The sequence below is a fragment of the Streptomyces sp. HM190 genome, assembly GCF_009857135.1.
In the GTDB taxonomy this organism is placed as follows: Bacteria; Actinomycetota; Actinomycetes; order Streptomycetales; family Streptomycetaceae; genus Streptomyces; species Streptomyces heilongjiangensis.
In genome coordinates, this window is sequence record NZ_CP047318.1 from 6,153,217 (window position 1) to 6,178,427 (window position 25,211).

The window sequence follows — 25,211 nt, forward strand, 5'->3', positions numbered from 1 at the left end:
AGCGTTTAAAACAATCGTGCAACACGCTCGTATGGGACAGGTGTATGGAGACGCGGCTAGGCTGAGGCGCATGGGACACCGTGAGGATCTGCTGGAAGGCGCCAGGCGCTGCCTGCTCGCCAAGGGCTTCGTGCGGACGACGGCACGCGACATCGTCAAGGAGTCGGGGACGAACCTGGCGTCGATCGGCTACCACTACGGCTCGAAGGACGCGTTGCTCGCACAGGCGTACGTGTCCCTGGTCGGCGACGTCTCGGTGGACTTCGACGAGGGGGAACGCGCGCTGAGCGGCGCGCCCGGTTCGATCGAGCGGTTCCGCGAGGTGTGGGCGAACGTCATCGACACCATGCGGGAGCCCGGCTCGGTCTGGCGGCTCAGCATGGAGATCATCGTCATGGGTGATCAGCTGCCCGAGGTGCGCGACCACCTGGCGCTGGCGCAGCGCGAGGCGGGGCGCGGCCTGATCCCGATGCTCATGGGCGGCCGGGAGGAGGACGTCACGGACAAGGACGTCGACACCCTCGGAAAGCTCCTGGTGACGCTGATGACGGGCCTGATCGCGCAGTGGACCTTCGACCCGCCGAGCGCCCCCGAGGCCGACGAACTCGCCGAGGGACTGCTGCGGATCATCGCGGCGGCACGGGGGGAGTGACTACGCCGGCACCAGCCGGCCCCCGCGCATCTCGACCGCCCGGTCCGCGAAGTGCCGTACGACTGCGCGATCGTGACAGATGAACAGATAGGCGAGCCCCAGGTCGTCCTGGAGGTCGGCGAGGAGGTTGAGGACGCCGGCCCGGACGGACGGGTCGAGGGCGGAGACCGGTTCGTCGAGGACGAGCAGACGGGGCTCGGAGGCCAGGGCGCGGGCTATCCCGGCGCGCTGGCACTGGCCGCCGGACAGCTCGTGCGGGAAGCGGTCGCCGTAGGCCGGGTCGAGGCCGACACGGTCGAGGAGCGCGGCGACCCGCGCGGGGCCGGCCGCGTCCCAGCGGCCCTGGACGCGCAGGGGTTCCGCGACCGCGTCCCGGATCCGGTGACGGGGACTGAGCGAGCCGTACGGGTCCTGGAAGACCGGCTGCATCCGGGGCCGCAGCGGCCGCAGTTCGCGCTCGCTCAGCGTCGTCAGCTCCCGGCCCTCGAAGCGGACCGAGCCGTTCTCGGGGCGGCGCAGCTGGAGCACGGCGGCCACCGTGGAGGACTTGCCGCAGCCGGAGGGGCCGTTCAGGGCGAGGGTCTCGCCCGCGTCCACGGTGAAGGAGACATGGTCGACGGCGGTGACCGCGCCGTAGCGGACGACCAGGTCGCGCACGTCGAGCAGGGCGGTGTGCTGGTTCACGCGGGCCGCTCCAGGAACAACTCGGTCGCCGGGTACGGCACGTCGTCCCAGCGGTGGCAGGAGACCTCGTGGCCGTCGCCGACCGTCCACGGGCCGGGTTCCTCGCGGCGGCAGCGGTCCTCGGCGAGCGGGCAGCGGGGCGCGAACGCGCAGCCGGGCGGCAGCGCGTCGGGCACGGGCGGGGTGCCGGGGAGGGCGGGCAGCCGGCGGCGCCGGCCTGAGCCGCCGGGCCGCGGAGCACCGCCGGCGGGTCCGTCCTCGCCGTCCTCGCTGTCCGCCGGCGGCAGCGACGCCAGCAGTCCCGCCGTGTACGGGGCGCGCGGGCGGTCCAGCACCCGGCGTGTCGGGCCCTGTTCGACCTGGCGGCCCGCGTACATGACCAGGACGCGGTCGGTGTGGCCGCGGACCACACCCAGGTCGTGCGTGACCAGGACGAGCGCGGCGCCGACCGCCTCGCGCTGCTCACCGAGGACCCGCAGCACCTGGTCCCGCAGGTCCGCGTCGAGCGCGGTGGTGGGCTCGTCGGCGACCACGACGTCCGGTTCGTTGATCGTCGCCATGGCGATCACCGCCCGCTGCCGCATCCCGCCGGAGTACTCGTGGGGGTAGGCCCGCGCCCTGCGCGCGGCGTCGGGGATGCCCACCCGGTCGAGGGCGGCGACCGCCCTGGCCCTGGCCTGCGAGCGGGAGACCCCGTCCACCGACCTTACGGCCGCGGCGAGTTGGTCGCCGACGGGGTGCACGGGGGACAGGGCGGACAGGGCGTCCTGGGGCACGAGGGCGATCCGGCGGCCCCGCAGGGCGGCCAGGGCGGGGCGGGTGGCGCCCACGAGTTCGGCGTACGACCCCGGCGCGTCCCGCAGCCGGACGCTCCCGCTCGTCGTCGTGCCCCGCGGAAGCATGCCCAGCAGGGCCCGCGCGGTGAGGGACTTGCCCGCGCCGGACTCGCCGACCAGGGCGAGCACCTCGCGGGGACGGACGTCGAAGGAAAGCCCGCGGACGACCTCCAGGGCGCCGAAGGCGACCCTCAGATCACGCACCGACAGCAGGGCGCCGGGCGCGGCCGGGGCGCGGGGCGAGGGCGGCGGGGAGGCCGAGGGGGGTGTGCGGGGTGCGAGGGGTGCGTCAGGCATGTGGGGCTCCCGCCAGGGTCTCGTCGTCGCCGTCCCGGCCGCCGGCGGGGGCCTTCGGGTGCCGGGGCCGGTCCTTGTCGTCCGTCCGGGGCCGGCCGGCCCTCGCGCTCCCGTTCCGTCGCGTCCGCCCCCGCGTGGCCGCCGAGCCGGAGACCGCGAGGCCCGCCAGCAGGGCCAGCGCGACCGCCGGGGCGAGGGCCGCCCACGGGGCGCGTTCGACGTAGGCGCGGGACTCGTCGAGCAGCAGGCCCCATTCGGGGGTGGGCGGCTGGGCGCCCAGACCGAGGAAGCCCAGCGAGGCGAGGGCGAGGGCGATGCCGGGGAGGCGGAGGACGGCGTGCCGGGTGACCGGGGCGGCCACCGAGGGCAGGACGTGCCGGGTGAGGATCCACCACGGGCTCGCGCCGATCGCGCGTTGGGCGGTGAGGAACGTGGACGCCCGCACCTCCTGGACCAGGGCCGCCGCGTGCGCGGCCAGCGGGGGCCAGGAGATCAGGGCCACGGCGAGGGCCGCGCCCCGCGTGCCGGGGCCCGCCGCGGCGGCGACCAGGATGCCGGCGATCACCGGGGGCAGCGCGTTGGCGATGTCCGACGCGCCCTCGGCCACACGGGGCAGGAAACCGAGCGCGAGGGCCGCGAGCAGGCTCAGGGCGCAGACCGCCGCCGCCGTGCCGACGGTGGTGGCGGCGCCGTGGCCGAGGCGGGCCAGGACGTCACGGCCGAGCCCGTCCGTGCCGAGCGGGTGCGCCCAGGACGGCGGCAGCAGCCGGGCGGTGGTGTCCACGGCGTACGGGTCGCGCAGCAGCCCCCAGCCGATCGTGACCCCTAGGAGCACCGCGAGGGTCAGCGGCAGCGCCGGACGGGTGCGGAACGGGCGGGCGGCCGGGAGGGTGAGGCCCGCGTCGCGCAGGGCGGGGCCGAGGAGCCGGCGCCGGACGAGGGCGGCCAGGGCACCGGCGACCAGGCCCAGCGCGAGGAGCGCGAGGACCGATCCCTGGAGGAGGGGGAGGTCCTGGGACTTGGCCGCGCCGAGGGCCGTGCGGCCGATGCCGGGCACCGCGAACACCGTCTCCACGGCCACCGCGGAGCCGGTCAGCCCGACGGCGGCCATGCCGAACTGGGGCACCAGGGGCGGCAGGACGCGCCGGAGCGCCGCCGCCGCGACCCGTGCCCGGCCGACGCCCGCGCCCCGCCACAGCTCCACCCAGCGTTCGTCGAGCACGGCGGGCAGCGCGTCCGCGACCAGCCGGCCGAGCAGACCGCCCGCCGGGACGCCGAGGGCGACCGCGGGCAGGACCAGGTACGCGGGGCCCGCCCAGCCGGAGGTCGGCAGCAGGCCCAGCCACACCCCGCACACCAGCAGCGCCACCGTGGCCAGCAGGAACTCGGGGACGGCGGCGAGCATCGCGGCGAACGCGCCGGCCGTCCCCCGGCCCCGTACGAGCACCGGGGCGACGAGTGCGCAGGCCAGCAGCACGGCGACGGCGAAGGCGGCGCCCATGAGGCCGAGGGAGACCTGGAGGCCGGAGACCACCGAGGGGAGCACCTCGGTGCCGGACACCCAGGACGTGCCGAGGTCGCCGCGCAGCAGCCCGGACGCCCAACGGCCCAGCAGGGACAGGGGGCCGGCGCCCAGGCCCAGGTCCTCGCGGATCGCGGCCAGCGCCTCGGGCGTCGCCTCCTGTTCGGCGGACCGGGCCCGCAGCACGGTCAGCGCCGGGTCCCGGCCGGAGAACCAGGGCAGCAGGCCCACGGCGGCCAGGACGGCGAGCAGGCACAGGAAGCGGGTCGGCCCCGCGGGGCCGACCGACTTCCCTACGGCTTGCCTCACTTGACGTAGGTGGCGGTGGTGACCAGCTCGCGTTCGCGCGGGTCGTGGGCCGCGCCCACGACACCGGCCGCGTCGCCCTGGATGACGCGCTCGTGGAGCATCGGCACGGCGGCGTCGGTGCGCAGGACGGCGGTCTCGGCCTCGATGAGGGCCTTGCGGCGGGCGTCGCCGGCGGCGGTGTCGGACGCCTTCCGCACGGCGGCGTCGACCGTGTCGTCGGCCAGTTGGGCGATGTTGAAGGAGCCGTCGGAGGCGAAGTCGCTGTAGAGGTAGGCGGCCGGGTCCCCGGAGTCGAGGACGGTCGCCCGGGAGAGGACGAACGCGTCGAACTCGCCCGCCAGCGCGTCGGATTCGATGGTGGCGTACTCGCGCACGTCGAGCTTCACCTTGAACCCGGCCTTCTGGAGCTGCTGTTGCAGCGTGGCGGCGACCTCGGGCAGTTCGGCGCGGTCGGTGAAGGTGCCGATGGTGATCGACCGGCCGGCCGGGTCGCCGGGCTCGGCACGGCGCACCGTCGACCGCAGGTCGGCGGCCCAGGGCAGCGCGGGCCCGAGCAGCCCCTCGGCGACGTCGGCGCGTCCCTCGTAGACCCCCTCGACGATCGACTCGGCGTCGATGGCCTCGCGGGCGGCGGCGCGCAGCGAGGCGTCCTTGAAGACGCCCTTCTCGGTGTTCAGGTAGAGGGTGTTGGTGCGCGGCATGGGGACCTCGGTGATCAGGTCCTGGTCGAGCACGGCGGCCTGCGAGACGGGGATCGCCTCGACGATGTCGGCCTCGCCGGTGCGCAGGGCGGCGGCGCGGGCGGTGCCGTCCGGTACGAACGTCACGTCGATGCCGGGTGCCTTGGCCCTGCCTCCCCAGTAGCCGTCGTAGCGGTCGAGCGCGGCGGAGGACGTGCCGTTGACCTTGGTCAGTTCGAAGGGGCCGGTGCCCGCGCCGACCGGGTTCACCGTCTTCCCCCGGTACGCCTTCGGCGCGAGGATCGACAGCTGGGGCGAGCTGAGGCGCTGGGGGACCAGCGGGTCCTCCACGGCGGTGGTGACGGTGACGGTGTCACCGTCGGCCTTCGCGGTCAGCTCCACGCCGTCGAGGATGCGGGGCTTGGGGGAGGCGGTGGCCGCGCGGGTGAGGGAGTTGACGACCGCGTCGCCGGTGAGCTTCGTGCCGTCGTGGAAGGTCACGTCCTTTCTGATCGTGAACGTCCAGCGCCTGCCCGACCGCTTCCACTCGGTGGCGAGCGCGGGTCGGGCGTCGCCCTCCGGGTCCAGCTTCACCAGGGTTTCGGCGGTCGACCAGCGCGACAGCTTGAACGCGTCGTCGGACAGCGGCGACAGGCCCGAGCGGGGCGGCAGCATGTGCGCGACCCGGATCCGCCTGCCCTCGCCACCGGCGGCCCCGTCGGCCCCCGTCGACGAGAAGCAGCCCGTGAGCAGGGCGGTGGCCGCGGTGACCGCGGTCAGGGGGACAAGACGGACGGGGACGCGCACGGGACACTCCGAGTAAAGGCGTGGTCAAAGGTTGAACGCGCCATGACCGTAGCACGATGATAATCGTTTTCAGAAGCCTGGTTTCGCGCCATCGCCGTGGCCGCTTCGCGAGCAACTCGTGGCGGAGAACCGTCACGATCTCCTGCTGAACGCCGTCCCTCGGCACCACAGGTCCGTCAGAGCCGCGCCCCCTTCAGCGCCATGTGCAGCAGGAGCCGGTCCTCGCCGTCGTCCAGGTCCAGGCCTGTCAGCTGTTCGACGCGGGAGAGGCGGTAGTAGAGGGTCTGGCGGTGGATTCCCAACTCCGCCGCCGTACGGCCCGCCTGGCCCGCGCAGTCGAGGAACGTCTCGGCGGTGCGGGCCAGTTCGCGGTGCGCGGGCGACAGCAGCGCCCGGACCGCCGGGTCCTGCGGGGCCCCCGGCGGCAGGGAGGTCAGGAGGCGGTACGGGCCGATGGAACGCCACTCGGCGACCGGGCCGAGCCGGGGCTCCGCCCGTGCCGCGCGGGCCGCCGCCGACGCCTCGCGCCACGCGGTGCCCAGCTCGCCGAGGCCCGTCCGGGCGCCCGCGACCCCGGCCGCCGCCCGCGCGCCCGCCCGCTCCAGCAGCCGGCCGGCCGCCGTGAGCGCGGGCGCCGCGACGTCCGGTGAGCGCAGCCGCACCAGCAGGGCGAGGCTCTGGCCGGCCGCCCCCCACGGCACCGTGCACAGCGCCGTCGCCCCCGGCACCGTACGGAAGGACGGGGCGTCGTCCGGGTCCGCCGACGGCCACGGGGCCACGCACACCACCGTGTGGACGCCGTCGCCGCGCGGGCCGAGGGCGGCGCGCAGATCCGCCACCGCCATGTCCCGCTCCCAGCCGGGCCCGGCCGTGAGCACCGCCCGCAGCTCCCGGGTGAGGTCGGCGCCCGCCTGCGCCTCGTCCGCGAGGAGCGCGCCGATGCGGGAGGCGACCGCCATGGCGGCGGACAGCTGGGCGTCGGTGGGGCCCGGGTCGCCGTCCAGGAGCCAGACGTAGCCGAGGACGACACCCCGGTGGCGCACGGGGAGGCAGACGCGGCCCCGGAGCACGCCGGCCTCGGGGGTCGGGGGGATGCGGACGGGGGCGGTCGCCCGGGTGATGCCGAAGCCCTCGAACCACTCCCGCACGGCCGTCGTCGAGCGGCGGGTCAGGATCGAGCGGGTCCGGACCGGGTCCAGGGCCGAGGGGTCGAGGTCGCCCTCGCTGTCGTACGCGCCGAACGCGATCAGCTCGAAGTCGCGGTTCTCCAGCGTTGCCGGGGCGCCGAGCAGCGCCGAGATCTCGTCGACGAGCTCCTGGTAGTCACCCACGTGGTGGAACGATGCGGCGTCCGGCGTCACGAGGGCATTCTCCCCCATCCCGCGGCCTCCTTCATACATCTGTCTGAGATCGGCGGCACGGATGCGTGACAGCTGTCGATGGCCGGCGGACGGGGGGATCCTTAGGTTTCACGGTGGTTCTGTCTGCTGGTTCGTGGAGGTGCCCCGTGCTGGGTCCCGTGATTCTCGCCGCGTCGCGCAGCGACCGGATGCGACGTCTGATCTCGGCCGCGCCCGTGACCAGGCAGGTCGTCGACCGCTTCATCCCCGGCGAAGGCGTCGACGACATCGTCCCCGTCGTCGAGGCGCTCACGTCCGCGGGCCTCGAGGTGACGATGGACGTCGTCGGCGAGGACATCACCCGCCCCGAGCAGGCCGCCGCCGCCCGCGACGCCTACCTGGAGCTGATCGACCGCCTCGGCGCCCTGGAGCTGGGCGAACGCGCCGAGATGTCGGTCAAGCTGTCCCTCTTCGGCCAAGCGCTGGACGGCGGCCACGAGCTGGCCCTCGCGAACGTCCGCCCCGTCGTCGAGGCCGCCGCCGCGATCGGTACGACCGTCACGCTCGACGCGGAGGACCACACCACCCTCGACTCGATGTTCTCCATCCACGAGGAGCTGCGCCGCGACTTCCCGCAGACCGGCTGCGTCATCCAGGCCTATCTCTTCCGCACCGAGGCCGACGCCCGCCGGCTCGCCGCGAACGGCAGCCGGGTGCGTCTGGTGAAGGGCGCCTACAAGGAGCCCGCCTCCGTCGCCCACCAGCGGAAGACCGAGATCGACAAGGCGTACGTCCGCGTCCTGAAGATCCTCATGGACGGCGAGGGCTACCCGATGGTCGGGTCCCACGACCCCCGCCTCATCTCCATCGCCCAGGAACTCGCCCACCGCGCGGGGCGCAAGCTCGACGAGTACGAGTTCCAGATGCTGTACGGCATCCGCACCGACGAGCACCACCGGCTCGCCGCCGAGGGCCACCGCATGCGCGTCTACACCGCCTACGGCACGGACTGGTACGGCTACTTCATGAGGCGTCTGGCGGAGAAGCCGGCCAACCTGCGCTTCTTCGTCCGTTCGATGGTCAGCAAGGGCTGAGCCCGAAAACCGCCCGCTCAGTAAGGAGTTACGGAACCCATGGACGCTGTGACCCAGGTCCCCACCCCCGTCAACGAGCCGGTGCACGGCTACGCCCCCGGCTCACCCGAGCGTGCCCGGCTGGAGGCCAAGCTGAAGGAGCTGGCCGAGAACCCGATCGACCTGCCCTGCACCATCGGCGGCGAGCGGCGGATGGGCGGCGGCGACCGCTTCGACGTCGTCCAGCCCCACAACCACAAGGCCCGTCTCGGCACCTACGCCAACGCCACCCAGCAGGACGCGCGGGACGCCATCGACGCGGCCCTCGCCGCCGCGCCCGCCTGGCGCGCGATGTCCTTCGACGACCGCGCCGCGATCATCCTGCGCGCCGCCGACCTGCTCGCCGGTCCCTGGCGCGAGACCATGGCCGCCTCCACCATGCTCGGCCAGTCCAAGACCGCCCAGCAGGCCGAGATCGACACCCCGTGCGAGCTGGTCGACTTCTGGCGCTTCAACGTCAAGTACGCCCGCGACCTGCTCGCCGAGCAGCCCCCGGCGAACTCCCCCGGCGTCTGGAACCGTCTCGACCACCGCCCGCTGGAGGGCTTCGTCTACGCGATCACCCCGTTCAACTTCACGGCGATCGCAGGCAACCTGCCCACCGCGCCCGCCCTCATGGGCAACGTGGTCGTGTGGAAGCCGAGTCCGACCCAGACGCACGCCGCCGTGCTGCTCATGCGGCTGCTGGAGGAGGCCGGGCTGCCGAAGGGCGTCATCAACCTCGTCACCGGCGACGGCATCGAGGTCTCGAAGGTCGCCCTGGAGCACCGGGACCTCGCCGGCATCCACTTCACCGGCTCCACCAAGACCTTCCAGTACCTGTGGAAGACGGTCGGCGCCAACATCGAGAAGTACCGCTCCTACCCGCGTCTGGTCGGCGAGACCGGCGGCAAGGACTTCGTCGTCGCCCACCCGAGCGCCGACCGCGCGGTGCTGAGGACGGCCCTCACCCGGGGCGCCTTCGAGTACCAGGGCCAGAAGTGCTCGGCGACCTCCCGCGCCTACATCCCGGCGTCCATCTGGAACGACGGCTTCAAGGAGGAGTTCGCCGCCGAGGTCGACCACCTCACCATGGGCGACGTCACCGACCTGTCGAACTTCCTCGGCGCCGTCATCGACGAGCGCGCCTTCGCCAAGGTCAAGGCCGCCATCGACGGCGCCAAGTCCGACCCGGCGTGCACGATCGTCGCGGGCGGCTCCTACGACGACTCCGTCGGCTGGTTCGTCCGCCCGACCGTCGTCGAGTGCTCGGACCCGGAGCACGACGTCTTCACCACCGAGTACTTCGGCCCGTTCCTCGCGGTGTACGTGTACGAGGACGAGAAGTACGAGGAGATGCTGACCCAGATGGAGTCGGTGTCCGACTACGCCCTCACCGGCGCGGTCATCGCCGGGGACCGCGCGGCCGCCGCGTACACGATGGACAAGCTCCGCTACGCGGCCGGCAACTTCTACATCAACGACAAGTCCACCGGCGCGGTCGTCGGCCAGCAGCCGTTCGGCGGCGGTCGCGCCTCCGGCACCAACGACAAGGCGGGCGCCCCGCAGAACCTGATGCGCTGGACCCTGACCCGCGCGATCAAGGAGACGCTGGTCCCGCCGACGGACTACACGTACCCGCACATGGGCTGACCCCCGCCTCCCCGCAGCGGGCCGGATCCTCGCCGATCCGGCCCGCTGTCGTGTCTCCACATCCCCGCGATCGGCCCGGCGGCCCGCGCCCGCCCGGCCGCCGCGACAATGGGGTGATGACCGCATCCGGCCTCCGCACCGCGCACACCGCCGACCTCACCCCCGCCGAACTCGACGCCGTACGCGGGCTGTTGCACGACGCCTTCGACGGCGACTTCTCGCCGGAGGACTGGGACCACACCCTGGGCGGCGTGCACGCGCTCGTCCACGACGCGCGGGGACTCGCCGGGCACGGGGCGGTCGTCATGCGGCGGGTCCGGTACGGGGCGCGGTGGCTGCGCGTCGGCTACGTCGAGGGGGTGGCCGTGCGCCGGGACGTGCGGCGCACCGGCATCGGTTCGCGGATCACCGCCGCCCTGGAAGGCGTCGTCACCCGTGCCTACGACCTCGGCGCGCTCTGCGCCAGCGACGAGGGCGCCCACCTGTACACCGCCCGCGGCTGGCGGGTGTGGGCCGGACGGATCAGCGCGCTCGGCCCCGACGGCGTGGTCCGGCTGCCCGAGGAGGAGGGGTCCGTGTACGTGTGGCCCGCGCCCGCCGCCGTGGACGACCCCGGGGCCGAGCTGGTGTTCGACTGGCGGGACGGCGACGTGCTCTGATCCGCGCCGTCCGGGGGATCGGGGCACAGGAAGAACACGCAGGTCAGAGGGGTGTGACCCAATCCACCGTCTCAGATAGTAGGAAGTCCGACTAACTGTGGAGACAGATGCCCCGGCCTCGCTTAGCTTTGTAGGAGCCGAACGTCTCGCTCGACCCAGCGCATGGCGGTCGTGAGCCGGAGGTCCTAGGCAGGCAACCCCTGCGGCCCCGCTCCCCGCCCGAACCGGCGTCTCACAGCCCTTTGTTTCCGTACTCCGGAATGCCTCGAAGGAGTCGATTCCCCATGGCCGAGACGACTGTCCGCCGCCGAGTCCGCCACGTTTCCCGGACCACCGAGTCCGACCGCAAGAACGCCGCCGCCGCCCTCCAGCGCGCCCTCGACCGCAGGGACAACGGCGGCTCCACCGGGCACTGAGCCGCCCCACCAGCCGGGAGCCGCACCCGTTCGGGGTGCGGCGCGGCCGTGGGGCATCGGCTCACGCGCCGCGCCGCACCTCGAAGTGATCGACCCGCTCGCCGTTCTGGGCGAGCGCGGACACCTTGAGCCGGGGTCTCGTCCCCGTCTCCACCTCCACCGACAGGAACGAGAAGCCGGTGTAGCGGACTCGGGACCACTCCACGACCTCGGCCCTGCGCTCCTTGGACCTCGTCCACCGGAAGGACTCGATCGAGTCGAGGTCGCGGACCCGGCCCTCGTAGCTGTCCTTCACGCCCGGCGGGAAGGCGTACAGCTCCTTGCCGCCGCCGCCCGCCGTGACGTACACGATGCCGTCCCGTGTGGGGTCGGTCGACCCGCCGACCGGCACCCGCCTGCCGACCTCGCCGTTCTTGATGGCGTCGGTCCGCTCGTACGCGTGGTTGTGCCCGTTGATCACCAGGTCCACCTGGTGCTTGGCGAACAGCGGCAGCCACGCGGCGCGCACGCCCCCGTCGGACGCGTGGCGTGAGGTGGAGTAGGCGCAGTGGTGGAAGTACACCACGACGAAGTCGACCGTCTTGTCGGCCCGCAGCTCACCGAGCCGCCGGTCGAGCCACGCCGTCTGCCTCCCGTCCGTGTAGCCCAGGTTGGCCGGGATCTCGTACGACACGTCGTTCGCGTCGAGCGCGACCACGCCCACGTTGCCGTAGACGAACGAGTACACGCCCGGCGCCCCGCGCGGGTCGAAGCCGCTGTCCGGGAGCGACCAGCGGGCCACCTGGCCGCCGTATCCGTCCGGCGAGTACCACGCCTCCATGTCGTGGTTGCCGGTCGTCACCATCCACGGCACCGACTTCGCCACCAGCTCGTTCTGCTTGAGGAACAGGTCCCAGAAGCCGGGGTCGTAGGAGTCCGACTTCTCGCCGTGGCCGGTGGTGTCCGCGTAGCAGAGGTCCCCCGCGTGCAGGTGGAAGGCGGGGCTCTCCCGCAGCAGCACGTGGTCGTTGGCGAGCGCGTCCTTGCTGACGCCCTGGTCGCCGAAGGCGGTGAACACGAACCGTTCCGGTGTCGCGGGCGCCGTACGGAACGACGTGATCGTCTTGCGGTGGGCCGGCGCGGCCGGGTCGAAGCCCTCGTGGCCGACGCCGTAGTAGTACGTCGTGCCGGGCTTCAGGCCGTCCAGCGCCGCGTGCACGTAGTACTGCTCGAACGCCGGGCGCACGCCCTGGAGTTCCGGGGTGTACAGGTCACGGATCTCGGCGTCGACGCGCCGGCTCAGGTCCTCGGGGCGCAGCCCCACCCGCACGAACGGCTTCTTGACGGCCGCCGGCAGCTGCCAGGAGATCCGCATCTGCGTCTTCGGGTCGGCGCCGAGGGCGAGATGACGGCCGAAGGGGACGACCGCCGAGGCCGGTACCCTCCCGGTGGCCGTGGCGGAGGGGGAGGCGGACCGCCCGGTCGTCGCGTCCGACCCGGAGCAGCCGGTCAGCAGTCCGCCGGCCACTGCCCCGGCGGTCACCAGGGTGCGCCGCCGCGTCAGCTTGGTGCGCAGGTACTCGTACTGTTCCGGCATGCTGAGACGGCGGGCCAGCCGCTCGGGGATGCCGACGTCGGGGACGGGGAGTCCGGGGGGCGTCCCCCTGGATGGCGCAGTCATGCTGGGCAACTTCCCAGCAGATGCCAACTCCCGGCAAACACACGGGTGAACGCCGGTCAACGGATCGGTGCCCACGTCGCTCCGGTACGTCCATATCGCGGACAGCCCGTGTCATCCCGTGGGACAAGGAGTACGGTGCCGCACATGTCTCGCAGCCTCAATCTCGCAGTGATCCCCGGTGACGGCATCGGTCAGGAAGTCGTGGCCCAGGGTCTCAAGGTCCTCTCCGCCGTCCTTCCGCAGGATGTGAAGCTGGAGACCAAGGAGTACGACTTCGGCGCCAAGCGCTACCACGCCACCGGTGAGACCCTCACCGACGCCGACCTCGACGCGCTGAAGCAGCACGACGCGATCCTGCTGGGCGCGATCGGCGACCCGAGCGTCCCCTCCGGCGTCCTGGAGCGCGGCTTCCTGCTCAAGCTCCGCTTCGCCTTCGACCACCACGTCAACCTGCGTCCGTCGAAGCTGCTGCCGGGCGTGGCCACCCCGCTCGCCGGCCAGCCGGAGATCGACTTCGTCGTGGTCCGCGAGGGCACCGAGGGCCCGTACACCGGCAACGGCGGCACCATCCGCAAGGGCACCCCGCAGGAGGTCGCCACCGAGGTCTCCGTGAACACGGCCTTCGGTGTCGAGCGCGTGGTCCGCGACGCCTTCGCCCGCGCCCAGGCCCGCCCCCGCAAGAAGCTCACGCTGGTCCACAAGAACAACGTGCTCACCTTCGCGGGCCACCTGTGGACGAACATCTTCACCAAGGTGGCCGAGGAGTTCCCCGAGGTCACCACTGACTACATCCACGTCGACGCCGCGACCATCTACCTGGTCACCGACCCCGGCCGCTTCGACGTGATCGTCACCGACAACCTCTTCGGCGACATCATCACCGACCTCGCCGCGGCCGTCTCCGGTGGCATCGGCGTCGCCGCCTCCGGGAACATCAACCCGTCCGGCGAGTTCCCGTCCATGTTCGAGCCCGTCCACGGCTCGGCCCCGGACATCGCCGGTCAGGGCAAGGCCGACCCGTCCGCCACCGTCCTGTCCGTCGCCCTGCTCCTGCGCCACGTCGGCTACGAGGCCGAGGCCGCAGCGATCGAGGAGGCCGTCTCCGCCGACCTCGCGGAGCGCGTGGGCAAGCCCGCCCGTTCGACGGCCGAGATCGGCGACGCCCTCGCCGTACGAGTAGCCGGCTGACCCGCCGAGCGCTCGACACCTCCCCCGGACCCGGAGCCCCGCGGCCCCGGTCCAGCAGGGGGAGCCCATCGAAAGCCGCCGGGTCGCATCGCACCCGGCGGCTTCCGCGTGCTCCCGCCGGGTGTCACCATCATCCCCCGGGCCGCATCGCACCGTTTTCGTCCACGGTCATCCACGTTTCGTCCACGCCCCCCGCCGGGCGATAATCGAACGAGGTGCCGCGGAATGAGTGAATGCTCGGACGTCCTCACACTGGCCACTGGCAGTGCGGGACGTGAGCGCGGCCCGTCACACACAACCGGTGAAGGACATCACTCATGACGACGCCCACGATCGAGCTGAAGCCGTCCGCCCATCCGCTCTCCGATGCCGAGCGCGAGGCGATCCTGGCCAACCCCGGCTTCGGCCGCCACTTCACCGACCACATGGTGACGATCAAGTGGACCGAGGGCCGCGGCTGGCACGACGGGCAGCTCGTGCCGTACGGCCCGCTCTCCCTCGACCCCGCGAACATGACCCTGCACTACGCGCAGGAGATCTTCGAGGGGCTCAAGGCGTACCGCCGGCCCGACGGCTCCGTGGCCACGTTCCGCCCGGAGATGAACGCCCTGCGCTTCCAGAAGTCCGCCCGGCGCCTCGCGATGCCCGAGCTGCCGGTGGAGACCTTCATCGAGGCGTGCGACCTGCTGGTCCGGCAGGACAAGGCGTGGGTGCCCGCGCACGGCGGCGAGGAGTCCCTGTACCTGCGCCCCTTCATGATCGCCACCGAGGTCGGCCTGGGCGTGAAGCCGGCCAACGAGTACCTCTTCCTGGTCATCGCCTCCCCGGCCGGCGCCTACTTCCCCGGCGGCGTCCAGCCCGTCCCCATCTGGGTCTCCGAGGACCACGTGCGTGCCGTCCCCGGTGGCATGGGCGACGCCAAGACCGGCGGCAACTACGCCGCGTCCCTGCTGGCCCAGGCCGAGGCCGCCGCCGAGGGCTGCGCCCAGGTCTGCTACCTCGACGCGGTCGAGCGGAAGTGGGTCGAGGAACTCGGCGGCATGAACCTGTACTTCGTGTACGGCGACCGCATCGTGACCCCGTCCCTGACCGGTTCCATCCTGGAGGGCGTCACCCGTGACTCCCTGCTGACCGTCGCCGCCGACCTCGGCCACCCCGCCGAGGAGGGCCGGATCTCCATCGACCAGTGGCAGGCCGACGCCGAGAGCGGCGCCCTCACCGAGGTCTTCGCCTGCGGCACCGCCGCGGTCATCACGCCCGTCGGTACCGTCAAGCGCACCGGCGCCTCCTGGCAGCAGTCCGGCGGCGAGCCCGGCCCGGTCACCCTCAAGCTCCGTGAGGCCCTGCTGGACATCCAGCGCGGCACGGTCGAGGACAAGCACGGCTGGATGCACGTCCTGGCCTGACCTGCACACCGGCCCGGCCAGGGGGCCGCCGCGGACGACACGTCCGCGGCGGCCCTTCGTCATGCCGGCCCTTCGTCATGCCGGGCCTTCGTCATGCCGGGCCCTCGTCAGGCCGGCCCCGCTGCTTTGAGTGTCGCTCAAATACTTCCCGTAAGTGCAGTCTGTGCTATTCCCTGTTCTCGCGTTCCGTGTTTAGAGTGGCGCTCTAAATATCCGGCCACAGGAGGTGCCGCCCGTGCGACTCACCCCCACCGAACGCGACCGCCTGCTGCTCTTCGGCGCGGCGGAGCTGGCGCGGGCCCGGCGGGCGCGCGGCCTGCGGCTGAACGTGCCCGAGGCGACCGCGCTCGTCGCGGACACCGTCTGCGAGGCCGCGCGGGACGGGGCGCGGCTGGACGAGGCGATCGCGCGGGCGCGGTCGGTGCTCGGGCCCGACGACGTCCTGCCCGGTGTCGCCGACGTCGTCACCGAGGTGCAGGTCGAGGCGGTGTTCGACGACGGTTCCCGGCTCGCGGTGGTCGCCGACCCGATCGCCGGCGGCCTCGGCGAGCGGGCGCCCGGCGCGCTGCTGCCGGGGCCCGCCCACACGGACCCCCGGGCGGCCGTGCGGCTGACGGTGACCAACACGGCCACCGTGCCCGTCTCGGTCACCTCCCACTTCCACTTCTTCGAGGCCAACCCGCGCCTGGACTTCGCGCGGGCCGAGGCGTACGGGATGCGGCTGGCCGTGCCCGCCGGGTCGTCGGTGCGGTTCGGACCGGGGGAGAGCGTCGAGGTGGGGCTGCTGCCCCTCGGGGGCGAGCGGGTCGCCATCGGCTTCGCCGGTCTCGTCGACGGTCCCCTCGACGCCCCCGGAGCGAAGGAAGAGGCCCTGCGCAGGGCCGCCGCCTGCGGATACCTGGGAGCCGCGCGATGACCCCCGCCGCCGGCAGTCCGGCCAACCGTCCGGCAGCCGCCCCGATCGACCCGTACGCGTACGCCGCCACCCACGGCCCCCGCGCCGGGGACCGGCTCCGGCTCGGCGACTCGGGCCTCGTGATCCGGGTCGAGTCCGACGCCCAGCGGTACGGCGACGAGTTCCTCGCCGGGTTCGGCAAGACCGCGCGGGACGGGCTGCACCTGAAGGCGGCGGCCGTCCGCGAGACCTGCGACGTGGTCGTCAGCAACGTCGTGGTGATCGACGCGGTGCTCGGCATCCGCAAGGTGTCGATCGGTATCCGGGAGGGGCGCATCCACGCCGTCGGGCGGGCCGGGAACCCCGACACCCTCGACGGGGTCGACGTCGTGGTCGGCACGGGCACGTCCATCGTGTCCGGCGAGGGCCTCATCGCCACCGCGGGGGCCGTGGACACACACGTCCACCTGCTGTCGCCGCGGATCATGGAAGCCTCGCTGGCCTCCGGGGTGACCACCGTCATCGGGCAGGAGTTCGGACCGGTGTGGGGCGTCGGGGTCAACTCGCCGTGGGCGCTGCGGCACGCGTTCGCCGCGTTCGACGCCTGGCCGGTCAACATCGGTTTCCTCGGCCGGGGTTCGTCGTCGCACGCGGCCCCGCTGGTCGAGGCCCTCGCCGAGGGCGGCGCCTCCGGGTTCAAGGTGCACGAGGACATGGGCGCCCACACCCGGGCGCTGGACACGGCGTTGCGCGTCGCCGAGGAGCACGACGTCCAAGTGGCCCTGCACAGCGACGGGCTGAACGAGTGCCTGTCGGTCGAGGACACCCTGCGCGTGCTGGAGGGGCGCACGATCCACGCCTTCCACATCGAGGGCTGCGGCGGCGGCCACGTGCCGAACGTGCTGAAGATGGCCGGGGTGCCGAACGTCATCGGCTCCTCCACCAACCCGACCCTGCCCTTCGGCCGGGACGCCGTCGCCGAGCACTTCGGGATGATCGTCTCCGCCCACGGCCTCAAGACCGACCTGCCCGGCGACGCCGCCCTGGCCCGCGAGCGCATCCGCGCCGGGACGATGGGCGCCGAGGACGTGCTGCACGACCTGGGTGCCATCGGCATCACCTCGTCCGACGCGCAGGGCATGGGACGCGCGGGCGAGACCGTGCGCCGGACCTTCGCCATGGCCGGGAAGATGAAGGCCGAGTCGGGCGCCCCGGACGACCACGACAACGAGCGCGTCCTGCGCTACATCGCCAAACTCACCGTCAACCCGGCCATCGCCCACGGCCTCGCCCACGAGATCGGCTCCCTGGAGGTCGGCAAGCTCGCCGACATCGTGCTCTGGCGCCCCGAGTACTTCGGTGCCAAACCCCAGCTGGTGCTGAAGTCCGGCTTCCCCGCCTACGGTGTCGTCGGGGACCCCAACGCGGCCACCGACGCCTGTGAACCCCTCGTGCTGGGACCGCAGTTCGGGGCGCACGGGGCCACGGCCGCCGACCTCTCCGTCGCGTTCGTGGCGCGCGCCGCGCTCGACGCGGGCGCCGACCTGCTGCCGACCCGCCGCCGCAGGGTCGCCGTGCGCGGCACCCGCGGCATCGGCCCCGCCGACCTGGTCCGCAACTCCCGTACCGGCTCGGTCGACGTGGACCCGCGCACCGGCCTGGTCACGCTCGACGGGGAGCCGCTCCGCTCCGAGCCGGCCGACTCCGTCTCCCTCAACCGGCTGTACTTCCTCTGAGAGGTCCCGCGATGTCCGCTGCCGCCGACGGCTTCCGCATGCCTGCCGAATGGGCCCCGCACGAGCGCACCTGGATGGCCTGGCCCGGCCCCAACCCCACCTTCGACGACCCCGGCGACCTCGCCGCCGCCCGCGCCGCCTGGGCGTCCGTCGCCCGCGCCGTCCGCCGCTTCGAACCGGTGACGGTGGTGTGCGGACCGGGGCAGGCCGCCGAGGCCACCGCGCTCCTCGGCCCCGGAGTCGACACCGTCGAACGCGACCTGGACGACGCCTGGATGCGCGACATCGGCCCCACCTTCCTCACCGACGACCGGGGACGGCTGGCCGCCGTCGACTGGCGGTTCAACGGCTGGGGCGCGCAGCCCTGGGCCCGCTGGGGGCACGACGCGAGGATCGCCGCGTCCGTGGCGGACCTCGCCCGGGCGCGGACCTACGCCTCGACGCTGGTGAACGAGGGCGGCGCGATCCACGTCGACGGCGAGGGCACCGTCCTGCTCACCGAGACCGTGCAGCTCGGGCCCGAACGCAATCCCGGCTGGACCCGCGACGAGGTCGAGGCGGAGATCCACGCCCAGCTCGGCACCCGCAAGGCGATCTGGCTGCCGCGCGGTCTCACCGCCGACTACCCGCCCGGTGGCTTCGGCACCCTGGGCCACGTCGACATCGTCGCCGCGTTCGCCCGCCCCGGTGTGGTCGTCGCCCACTCCCAGCCGGACCCCGCCCACCCCGACCACGAGATCACCGAGGAGGTCATCGGACTCCTGCGGGCCCAGACCGACGCACGCGGACGGCGCCTGGAGGTCGTCGAGGTCCCCGCGCCGACCGAGCTGGAGACCGACGGCCGCTGGTCCGACCACTCCTACATCAACCACTACCTGTGCAACGGCGGAGTCGTCCTCTGCGCCTTCGACGACCCCCGTGACGAGCAGGCCGCCGCGATCTTCCGCCGACTCTTCCCCGACCGCACGGTCACCCTGGTCGACGCCCGCACGATCTTCGCCGGCGGGGGCGGCATCCACTGCATCACCCAGCAGCAGCCACGGGCCGGCGTCCGGTAGAAACGTACGGATGACCACACCACCGAGCGCAACCGCGCACGTCCTGCGCTGCGCCGCCTGCGACCGGCCTCTCACCGGGCCGCTGCGCCTGCTGCCCGAGGTGCCCGAACGTCCGCTCTACGACGGGCGGAAGAACCCCGACGGCTCGCGGCGCGCCCCGTCGACGATGCCGCTCGGGACATACGCGGTGGATCCGCTGCCCTGCGGAGCACCGTACGTTCCGCATCCCGATCCCGCGTGGATGGACGTCGCCCATCCCGGCAACGCGGTCCACCTGGACCCCGACGGGCCGGGATGCCTGATGTCCGCCGGGCCGCGCGACACCCTCGTGGTGCACCCGGAGGACACCCGGCGGTACCTGTCCCCCAACCCGGCCGTCCGGGAGTTCGGATGCTGTGCGGTGCCCGGGCGAGAGGGGCCCAACGAACTGTGCGGAGGATGCGGCGCGGTGGTCGCGACACTGTTCGCCGACTGCACCGGCCCCTACGAGACCCACTTCCTGCCCGCCGCCGTCCGCGTGGCCGACCGATGACGCGCCGCCGCAACACCGCCCCGCCGCGCGAGGAGGTCCTCGGCGCTGCCATGGCCATGATCGCCGAGCGGGGTCTGGAGAAGCTCACCATGGCGGCGCTCGGCCGTGAGGTCGGCATGAGCAGCGGCCACCTCCTCTACTACTTCCACTCCAAGGACGAACTGCTGCTGCGGACCCTGGAGTGGAGCGAGGGCCGGCTCGGCGCCGAGCGCGCGCGGCTCCTCACCCGCGCCGCCCCCGCCCGCGAACGCCTGGACGCCTACGTCGACCTCTACGTCCCCGACGGGCACCGCGACCCCCACTGGACGCTCTGGCTGGAGGTCTGGAACCGCTCGCAGAACGCCGACGACGAGGCCCGCGACCGCCAGGCCGCCATCGAGGGCGCCTGGCACCGCGACCTGGTGGCGCTGCTCGCGGAGGGCATGTCGCGCGGCGAGTTCCGCACCCTCGACCCCGACCGGTTCGCCACCCGGCTGCGCGCCCTGCTCGACGGCTTCTCCATCAACGTGGCCATCGGCCTGCGCGGCGCCGACCGCGAGCGGATCCTGTCCCACGTACGGGAGTTCCTGGACGAGTCCCTGGGGTGAGGGGGCGCACGCGCCCGCGCACAGCGCGCTGTTCGCATCCTGAGACGGACGGTGAGCACCGGGACGGTCTGTGCCAGACTGCCCCCGTGCTCTCGTTCGCCATGATTATTGGCAGCAGGCGCGCCGGTCCGCAGTGACCGCCACGTACGACCACGTACGGGCGGACACCGTCGTCCTCGACCCGCGCGCAGACCTCTCGCACCCGCGAGAGGTTTTTCGCTTTTCTGGCCCACCCCCAGCCGGGAACGCAGCGCGCGGGATGATGGGAGGACGGTGGAGCCGGTCATTCCGGTACAGACCGAGATCCGACATCAGGAGCCGAACACCATGACGGAAACCAGCGAGCTCGACGACTCGTTCCACGTCTTCGACACCACCCTGCGAGACGGCGCCCAGCGTGAGGGCATCAACCTCACCGTCGCCGACAAGCTGGCCATCGCTCGGCACCTGGACGATTTCGGAGTGGGCTTCATCGAGGGCGGCTGGCCCGGCGCCAACCCGCGGGACACCGAGTTCTTCGCGCGCGCCCAGAAGGAGATCGACTTCAGGCACGCCCAGCTCGTCGCGTTCGGCGCCACCCGCCGCGCAGGCGGCAGAGCGAGCGAGGACCCGCAGGTCAGGGCGCTCCTCGACTCCGGTGCGCCGGTCATCACCCTGGTCGCCAAGTCCCACGACCGCCATGTGGAGCTGGCGCTGCGCACCACCCTGGAGGAGAACCTGGAGATGGTCCGCGACACCGTCTCCCACCTCCGGGAGCAGGGCCGCCGGGTCTTCGTCGACTGCGAGCACTTCTTCGACGGCTACCGCGCCAACCCCGAGTACGCCAAGTCCGTCGTCCGCGCCGCCGCCGAGGCCGGCGCCGACGTCGTGGTCCTCTGCGACACCAACGGAGGCATGCTCCCCGCACAGGTCCAGGCGGTCGTCTCCACCGTCCTCGCCGACACCGGCGCCCGGCTCGGCATCCACGCCCAGGACGACACCGGCTGCGCGGTCGCCAACACCCTCGCCGCCGTCGACGCGGGCGCCACCCACGTGCAGTGCACGGCCAACGGCTACGGCGAACGCGTCGGCAACTCCAACCTCTTCCCGGTCGTCGCGGCCCTGGAGCTGAAGTACGGCAAGAAGGTCCTCCCCGACGGCGCCCTGCGCGAGATGACCCGCATCTCCCACGCGATCGCCGAGGTCGTCAACCTGACCCCCTCCACGCATCAGCCGTACGTGGGGGTCTCCGCCTTCGCGCACAAGGCGGGTCTGCACGCCTCCGCCATCAAGGTCGACCCCGACCTGTACCAGCACATCGACCCCGAGCAGGTCGGCAACACCATGCGGATGCTGGTCTCCGACATGGCGGGCCGCGCCTCCATCGAGCTCAAGGGCAAGGAGCTGGGTGTCGACCTCGGCGGCGACCGGGAGCTGATCGGCCGGGTCGTCGAGCGGGTCAAGGAGCGCGAACTCAAGGGCTACACCTACGAGGCGGCCGACGCGTCGTTCGAGCTGCTGCTCCGCGAGGAGGTGGCCGGCAAGCCGCTGCGCTACTTCAGCACCGAGTCCTGGCGCGCCATCGTCGAGGACCGCCCCGACGGGAGCCACGCCAACGAGGCCACCGTCAAACTGTGGGCCAAGAGCGAGCGCATCGTCGCCACCGCCGAGGGCAACGGCCCGGTCAACGCCCTCGACCGAGCCCTGCGCGTCGCCCTGGAGCGGATCTACCCCCAGCTCGCCAATATGGAGCTGGTCGACTACAAGGTCCGCATCCTGGAGGGCAAGCACGGCACCAACTCCACGACCCGTGTGCTGATCTCCACCACCGACGGCGCCGGCGAGTGGTCCACCGTGGGCGTCGCCGAGAACGTCATCGCCGCCTCCTGGCAGGCCCTGGAGGACGCCTACACGTACGGCCTGCTCCGGGCCGGGGTCGAACCCGCGCAGTGACCACGCGACGGGCCGAGCGGCCGCGCCCGGTGTGACCGGGGCGCGGCCTCCGACCGGAGCCGAACCCCCGGACCCGTTCCGGGCGGTCCGATCCTCCGTTCTGCCGGTGACCGAGGTAGCTTCGAAGGTATGAAGGGCGTACCGGTCCGGTCTCTGACCCGCCTCCTGATCGTGCCGCTCATCGCCGCCGCCCTGGCGGTGCTGACGGTCGGAGCGCCGGGCGCCCGCGCTGCCACGGACCTCTCGACGGTGGCCGCGGCCCTGCGCGAGGGCCCCGTCTACGTCGACCCGGCCGCCTCCGACCTGCTCGCCGCGTCGGACGCCGAAGCGCTCGCCGACCAGATCCGCGCCGCGGACGAGCCGGTCTTCGTGGCCGTCCTCCCGGCCGGCTACCCCACCCAGGACCTCTTCCGGAACCTCCGCACCGAGACCGGCATCACCGGCCTGTACGCCATTCGCCTCGGCGACCGCTTCGACGCGAGGGCCGACGCGAGCGTCCTGAGTCCGCGGACCGTCTCCAACCTGGTCGCCGCGGCGCAGGGCGCGGGCGACGCCAAGGCCCAGCTCAACGACTTCGTGGACGACGCCCTGCGCAGCGACCCGGGCGGCACGGCTCCGTCGAGCTGGAGCGGCGCCGGGGGCGACGGAGGCGTGGACGTCGGCGCGCTGGCCGCGGTCGGCGCGCTGGTGGCAGCGGGCGGTGTCGGCGCGTACGCCGTCGTCCGCCGTCGGCGCCGCCGGGAGGAGGCGGAGCGCCGCGCGGCCCTGGAGAAGCTGCGCGTGGTGGTCGACGAGGACATCACCGCCTTCGGTGAGGAACTCGACCGGCTGGACTTCCACCCCGCCGAGGCGGGCGCGGACGACGCGATGCGCGCCGACTACGAGCGCGCCCTCGACGCCTACGAGCAGGCGAAGTCGCTGATGGCGGCGGCCACCCGCCCCGAGGACGTGCGCGCGGTCACCCAGGCACTGGAGGACGGCCGCTTCTCCCTCGCCCTGCTGGCCGCCCGCCGGGAGGGGGGTCCGCTCCCCGAACGCCGCGCCCCCTGCTTCTTCGACCCCCGCCACGGCCCGTCGGTCGCCGACGTCCTGTGGACCCCGCCGCCGGGCGGCGCGGCCCGTGAGGTCCCGGTGTGCGCGGCGGACCGGGACCGGCTGGCGGACGGCCGGGAGCCCATGGTCCGCGAGGTCGAGACGGCCTCCGGCGCCCGCCGTCCCTACTGGGACGCGGGTCCCGCCTACGGCCCCTGGGCGGGCGGCTACTTCGGCGGCGGTCTCCTGCCCGGCCTCCTCGTCGGCACGATGCTCGGCAGCATGATGGCCACCCCCTCCTACGGGGCCGTCTACGGCGCCGGCTACGGCGACTTCGGCGCGGACGGCGGCTACGGCGGCGGTGACGTCTCCGGCGGTGACTTCGACCCGGACGACTTCTCCGGCGGTTTCGGTGGCGGTGACTTCGGGGGTGGCGGCGACTTCGGAGGCGGCGGGGACTTCGGCGGCGGCTTCTGAGCCTGACCGGCCCGGCACGGGCACGGGCCCGGCGCTTGGCGCGCGCCGGACCCGTGGACGTCGTACGGAGGGGGCGCCGGTCAGAGCGTGGCGGCGGCCGACGCTATCTGGGAGGCGAAGGTCGAGACCTCGGAGTAGACACCCGGGGCGTTGGGCTGGGCGCAGCCGTCGCCCCAGCTGACGATGCCGACCTGGATCCAGGCGCCGGCGTTGTCGCGGCGGAACATCGGGCCGCCCGAGTCGCCCTGGCAGGTGTCGACGCCGCCGGAGGCGAACCCGGCGCAGATCTCCTCGCCGGGGACGAGGCCGCTGTAGAGGCCGCCGTAGGCGCGGCAGGTCGCGTCACTGATGAACGGGACCGTCGCCTTCAACATGTACCGCTGCTGGGCGCCGCCCTCGCGGGCCGCTCCCCAGCCGGCGACGGTGAAGTCACCGGTGTTGTACTGGGTGGTCGTGGCGATTTTCAGGGTCGGCAGGTTGATCGGCTGGGCGAGCTTGATGAGCGCCCAGTCCTTGCCCGTGCCGTTGTAGCCGGGGGCCCGGTACACCTTCGTGGAGCGGACCTGGACCCGCCCGCTGGTGCTCTGGAGGTCCACGACACCGGCGGTGGCGGTGATGCTCGTGTTGTTCCCGGTCGCGCCGACGCAGTGCGCGGCGGTGAGGACGATCTGCTGCGTGTACAGCGCGCCGCCACAGCCCATCGACAACCGGACCATGAACGGGAACTCGCCCTGTGCCGCCCGCGTGCCGCCGACGACCGGTGACGGGGCGGCCTGGGCCGCCGAGACCGGCTGGAGGCTCGCGATGGCGAGCGCGGCGGCGCCGACGGCGGCGCATCTCTTCAGGGCGGTGATGAGTCGCTTCAAGGTGATGCCTTCCGTGGGGGGTCGAGCATGCGGGGACTCGTGCGACGAACCCAGAATTGATGCGAACATGTCAAGCGAGACCGTGCGGGGGGACGCTGCTTGCTGGCATGCTCAGATCAAATTCTGTCGCTGGATTATGGGAACGCCGCAGCCCCTCAGGCAAGAGGTCCGAACCAGCCACCTGATTTCCCGCTGCGTCCGCCTGTAGGGCAGAAGCCGTCCTACAGGCCGCCCATCATGGCCTCATGGTCACTCACGACAGCACCGAGGCCCCCGCGTCCGTCGAAACCCCCGTGACCCACGTGCCCGGGGGAGCGCTCGCGTTCGAGGACGCCGAGCGGCTCGACGCGTGGCTGGCCGCTCATCCCGCGCCGCACCCCGGTGTGTGGGTGAAGGTCGCCAAGAAGGGGAGCGGGCTGCGGTCCGTCGGTGCCGGGGAGGTCAATGACGTCGCCCTCTGCCACGGCTGGATCACCTCGCACCGGCGCCGGTGCGACGAGGTCCACTACCTGCAGCGGATCACACCGCGCAGACCGCGCGGCGACTGGTCGATGGTGAACGTGCGCAGGGTGGAGGAACTGACCGCCGAGGGCCGGATGCGGCCCGGCGGCCTCGCTGAGGTCGACGCCGCGAAGGCGGACGGGCGCTGGGCGTCGGCGTACGCGTCCCAGAAGGAGGCGGTCGTACCGGAGGATCTGCAAGCGGCTCTCGCCCGGCTGCCCCGAGCCCGGCAGGCCTTCGACCGGCTCGGCAGGACCGACCGGTATCTCCTCGTCCTGGGCCTGCTCAAGGCCCGTACGCCCCGTGCGCGAGCCGCCCGGTTGGGGGCGGCACTTCGGAGGCTGGAAGCGGGTCACCCGCGGTGAGGACCGGCC

General features: G+C 73.0%; 22 protein-coding genes. 15 read left to right on the top strand and 7 right to left on the bottom strand.

All coding sequences use genetic code 11. The features are described 5' to 3' along the window. Positions 1-70: 70 nt before the first annotated feature. Entirely contained in the window at positions 71-652 is a 582-nt protein-coding gene (locus tag GSY65_RS26400) for a TetR/AcrR family transcriptional regulator (RefSeq protein ID WP_159773321.1), read from the top strand. Here the strand turns inward: GSY65_RS26400 and GSY65_RS26405 are convergent, their stop codons facing one another. The 5 genes from GSY65_RS26405 to GSY65_RS26425 form a co-directional block, all read right to left on the bottom strand. Continuing rightward, positions 653-1,336: an ATP-binding cassette domain-containing protein gene (locus tag GSY65_RS26405; protein WP_159773323.1), complete on the bottom strand. Its 684-nt coding sequence runs from the start codon at positions 1,334-1,336 to the stop codon at positions 653-655. Continuing rightward, positions 1,333-2,469, bottom strand: a complete 1,137-nt coding sequence (locus GSY65_RS26410) for an ABC transporter ATP-binding protein (protein ID WP_159773325.1) — start codon at positions 2,467-2,469, stop codon at positions 1,333-1,335. The genes GSY65_RS26405 and GSY65_RS26410 overlap by 4 nt, the downstream gene beginning before the upstream one ends. Next, positions 2,462-4,300, bottom strand: coding sequence for an ABC transporter permease subunit (locus tag GSY65_RS26415; protein ID WP_236580063.1), 1,839 nt, complete (start codon positions 4,298-4,300; stop codon positions 2,462-2,464). The genes GSY65_RS26410 and GSY65_RS26415 overlap by 8 nt, the downstream gene beginning before the upstream one ends. After that, positions 4,297-5,787 (bottom strand): ABC transporter substrate-binding protein, encoded by a 1,491-nt coding sequence (locus GSY65_RS26420; RefSeq protein ID WP_159773327.1) that lies wholly within the window; start codon positions 5,785-5,787, stop codon positions 4,297-4,299. Before GSY65_RS26420 ends, GSY65_RS26415 begins: the two co-directional genes overlap by 4 nt. 176 nt (positions 5,788-5,963) lie before the next feature. Next, the gene (locus GSY65_RS26425; protein WP_159773329.1) at positions 5,964-7,166 is read right to left on the bottom strand and encodes a PucR family transcriptional regulator; all 1,203 of its coding nucleotides are present in this window, start codon (positions 7,164-7,166) and stop codon (positions 5,964-5,966) included. A gap of 128 nt (positions 7,167-7,294) precedes the next feature. Between GSY65_RS26425 and GSY65_RS26430 the strand changes: the two genes are divergently transcribed. The 4 genes from GSY65_RS26430 (at position 7,295) to GSY65_RS34370 (ending at position 10,967) form a co-directional block, all read left to right on the top strand. Beyond that, positions 7,295-8,221, top strand: coding sequence for a proline dehydrogenase family protein (locus GSY65_RS26430; protein WP_159773331.1), 927 nt, complete (start codon positions 7,295-7,297; stop codon positions 8,219-8,221). A 39-nt stretch (positions 8,222-8,260) separates the two neighbouring features. After that, on the top strand, positions 8,261-9,892 hold the full coding sequence (gene pruA / locus GSY65_RS26435) for an L-glutamate gamma-semialdehyde dehydrogenase (RefSeq protein WP_159773333.1): 1,632 nt from the start codon (positions 8,261-8,263) through the stop codon (positions 9,890-9,892). Between the two features lie 116 nt (positions 9,893-10,008). Continuing rightward, the gene (locus tag GSY65_RS26440) at positions 10,009-10,551 is read left to right on the top strand and encodes a GNAT family N-acetyltransferase (RefSeq protein ID WP_159773335.1); all 543 of its coding nucleotides are present in this window, start codon (positions 10,009-10,011) and stop codon (positions 10,549-10,551) included. A 284-nt stretch (positions 10,552-10,835) separates the two neighbouring features. Beyond that, positions 10,836-10,967 (top strand): hypothetical protein, encoded by a 132-nt coding sequence (locus tag GSY65_RS34370; RefSeq protein WP_005479955.1) that lies wholly within the window; start codon positions 10,836-10,838, stop codon positions 10,965-10,967. Between the two features lie 61 nt (positions 10,968-11,028). Here the strand turns inward: GSY65_RS34370 and GSY65_RS26450 are convergent, their stop codons facing one another. Continuing rightward, complete coding sequence (locus GSY65_RS26450) at positions 11,029-12,627, bottom strand: purple acid phosphatase family protein (protein ID WP_159773337.1); 1,599 nt, start codon at positions 12,625-12,627, stop codon at positions 11,029-11,031. Positions 12,628-12,771: 144 nt separating this feature from the next. Here GSY65_RS26450 and GSY65_RS26455 point away from each other — a divergent pair, with 144 nt between their 5' ends. The 9 genes from GSY65_RS26455 to GSY65_RS26500 all read left to right on the top strand — a co-directional run bounded on the left by GSY65_RS26455 (position 12,772) and on the right by GSY65_RS26500 (position 23,470). Further along, complete coding sequence (locus tag GSY65_RS26455) at positions 12,772-13,815, top strand: 3-isopropylmalate dehydrogenase (RefSeq protein WP_159773339.1); 1,044 nt, start codon at positions 12,772-12,774, stop codon at positions 13,813-13,815. 317 nt (positions 13,816-14,132) lie between these two features. Beyond that, the gene (locus GSY65_RS26460; RefSeq protein ID WP_159773341.1) at positions 14,133-15,221 is read left to right on the top strand and encodes a branched-chain amino acid aminotransferase; all 1,089 of its coding nucleotides are present in this window, start codon (positions 14,133-14,135) and stop codon (positions 15,219-15,221) included. Positions 15,222-15,456: 235 nt separating this feature from the next. Further along, positions 15,457-16,137: an urease subunit gamma gene (ureA, locus tag GSY65_RS26465; protein WP_159773343.1), complete on the top strand. Its 681-nt coding sequence runs from the start codon at positions 15,457-15,459 to the stop codon at positions 16,135-16,137. Continuing rightward, on the top strand, positions 16,134-17,852 hold the full coding sequence (locus tag GSY65_RS26470) for an urease subunit alpha (protein ID WP_159773345.1): 1,719 nt from the start codon (positions 16,134-16,136) through the stop codon (positions 17,850-17,852). The genes ureA and GSY65_RS26470 overlap by 4 nt, the downstream gene beginning before the upstream one ends. A gap of 11 nt (positions 17,853-17,863) precedes the next feature. Beyond that, entirely contained in the window at positions 17,864-18,910 is a 1,047-nt protein-coding gene (locus GSY65_RS26475) for an agmatine deiminase family protein (RefSeq protein ID WP_159773347.1), read from the top strand. Positions 18,911-18,920: 10 nt separating this feature from the next. Beyond that, a complete protein-coding gene (locus GSY65_RS26480) occupies positions 18,921-19,442 on the top strand; it encodes a hypothetical protein (protein WP_159773349.1) in 522 nt (173 codons plus the stop codon). After that, complete coding sequence (locus GSY65_RS26485; protein WP_159773351.1) at positions 19,439-20,029, top strand: TetR/AcrR family transcriptional regulator; 591 nt, start codon at positions 19,439-19,441, stop codon at positions 20,027-20,029. The genes GSY65_RS26480 and GSY65_RS26485 overlap by 4 nt, the downstream gene beginning before the upstream one ends. Positions 20,030-20,356: 327 nt before the next feature. Continuing rightward, positions 20,357-21,961, top strand: a complete 1,605-nt coding sequence (gene cimA / locus GSY65_RS26495) for a citramalate synthase (protein WP_159773353.1) — start codon at positions 20,357-20,359, stop codon at positions 21,959-21,961. 129 nt (positions 21,962-22,090) lie between these two features. After that, positions 22,091-23,470: a hypothetical protein gene (locus tag GSY65_RS26500; protein ID WP_159773355.1), complete on the top strand. Its 1,380-nt coding sequence runs from the start codon at positions 22,091-22,093 to the stop codon at positions 23,468-23,470. 80 nt (positions 23,471-23,550) lie between these two features. On the opposite strand, the gene GSY65_RS26505 is transcribed toward GSY65_RS26500, so the two are convergent. Beyond that, positions 23,551-24,336 (bottom strand): S1 family peptidase, encoded by a 786-nt coding sequence (locus GSY65_RS26505; RefSeq protein ID WP_159773357.1) that lies wholly within the window; start codon positions 24,334-24,336, stop codon positions 23,551-23,553. Positions 24,337-24,581: 245 nt separating this feature from the next. Between GSY65_RS26505 and GSY65_RS26510 the strand changes: the two genes are divergently transcribed. Further along, entirely contained in the window at positions 24,582-25,202 is a 621-nt protein-coding gene (locus GSY65_RS26510; protein WP_159773359.1) for a YdeI/OmpD-associated family protein, read from the top strand. Positions 25,203-25,211 lie beyond the last annotated feature (9 nt).

Bases quoted from the DNA above. Each gene is read 5' to 3' on its own strand.
- GSY65_RS26450 (WP_159773337.1), bottom strand. From the start codon at position 12,627: ATGACTGCGCCATCCAGGGGGACGCCCCCCGGACTCCCCGTCCCCGAC.
- pruA (WP_159773333.1), top strand. From the start codon at position 8,261: ATGGACGCTGTGACCCAGGTCCCCACCCCCGTCAACGAGCCGGTGCAC.
- GSY65_RS26440 (WP_159773335.1), top strand. From the start codon at position 10,009: ATGACCGCATCCGGCCTCCGCACCGCGCACACCGCCGACCTCACCCCC.
- GSY65_RS26485 (WP_159773351.1), top strand. From the start codon at position 19,439: ATGACGCGCCGCCGCAACACCGCCCCGCCGCGCGAGGAGGTCCTCGGC.
- GSY65_RS26460 (WP_159773341.1), top strand. From the start codon at position 14,133: ATGACGACGCCCACGATCGAGCTGAAGCCGTCCGCCCATCCGCTCTCC.
- GSY65_RS26510 (WP_159773359.1), top strand. From the start codon at position 24,582: ATGGTCACTCACGACAGCACCGAGGCCCCCGCGTCCGTCGAAACCCCC.
- GSY65_RS26425 (WP_159773329.1), bottom strand. From the start codon at position 7,166: ATGGGGGAGAATGCCCTCGTGACGCCGGACGCCGCATCGTTCCACCAC.
- GSY65_RS26410 (WP_159773325.1), bottom strand. From the start codon at position 2,469: ATGCCTGACGCACCCCTCGCACCCCGCACACCCCCCTCGGCCTCCCCG.
- GSY65_RS34370 (WP_005479955.1), top strand. From the start codon at position 10,836: ATGGCCGAGACGACTGTCCGCCGCCGAGTCCGCCACGTTTCCCGGACC.
- GSY65_RS26470 (WP_159773345.1), top strand. From the start codon at position 16,134: ATGACCCCCGCCGCCGGCAGTCCGGCCAACCGTCCGGCAGCCGCCCCG.
- GSY65_RS26475 (WP_159773347.1), top strand. From the start codon at position 17,864: ATGTCCGCTGCCGCCGACGGCTTCCGCATGCCTGCCGAATGGGCCCCG.
- GSY65_RS26480 (WP_159773349.1), top strand. From the start codon at position 18,921: ATGACCACACCACCGAGCGCAACCGCGCACGTCCTGCGCTGCGCCGCC.
- cimA (WP_159773353.1), top strand. From the start codon at position 20,357: ATGACGGAAACCAGCGAGCTCGACGACTCGTTCCACGTCTTCGACACC.
- GSY65_RS26400 (WP_159773321.1), top strand. From the start codon at position 71: ATGGGACACCGTGAGGATCTGCTGGAAGGCGCCAGGCGCTGCCTGCTC.
- GSY65_RS26455 (WP_159773339.1), top strand. From the start codon at position 12,772: ATGTCTCGCAGCCTCAATCTCGCAGTGATCCCCGGTGACGGCATCGGT.
- GSY65_RS26500 (WP_159773355.1), top strand. From the start codon at position 22,091: ATGAAGGGCGTACCGGTCCGGTCTCTGACCCGCCTCCTGATCGTGCCG.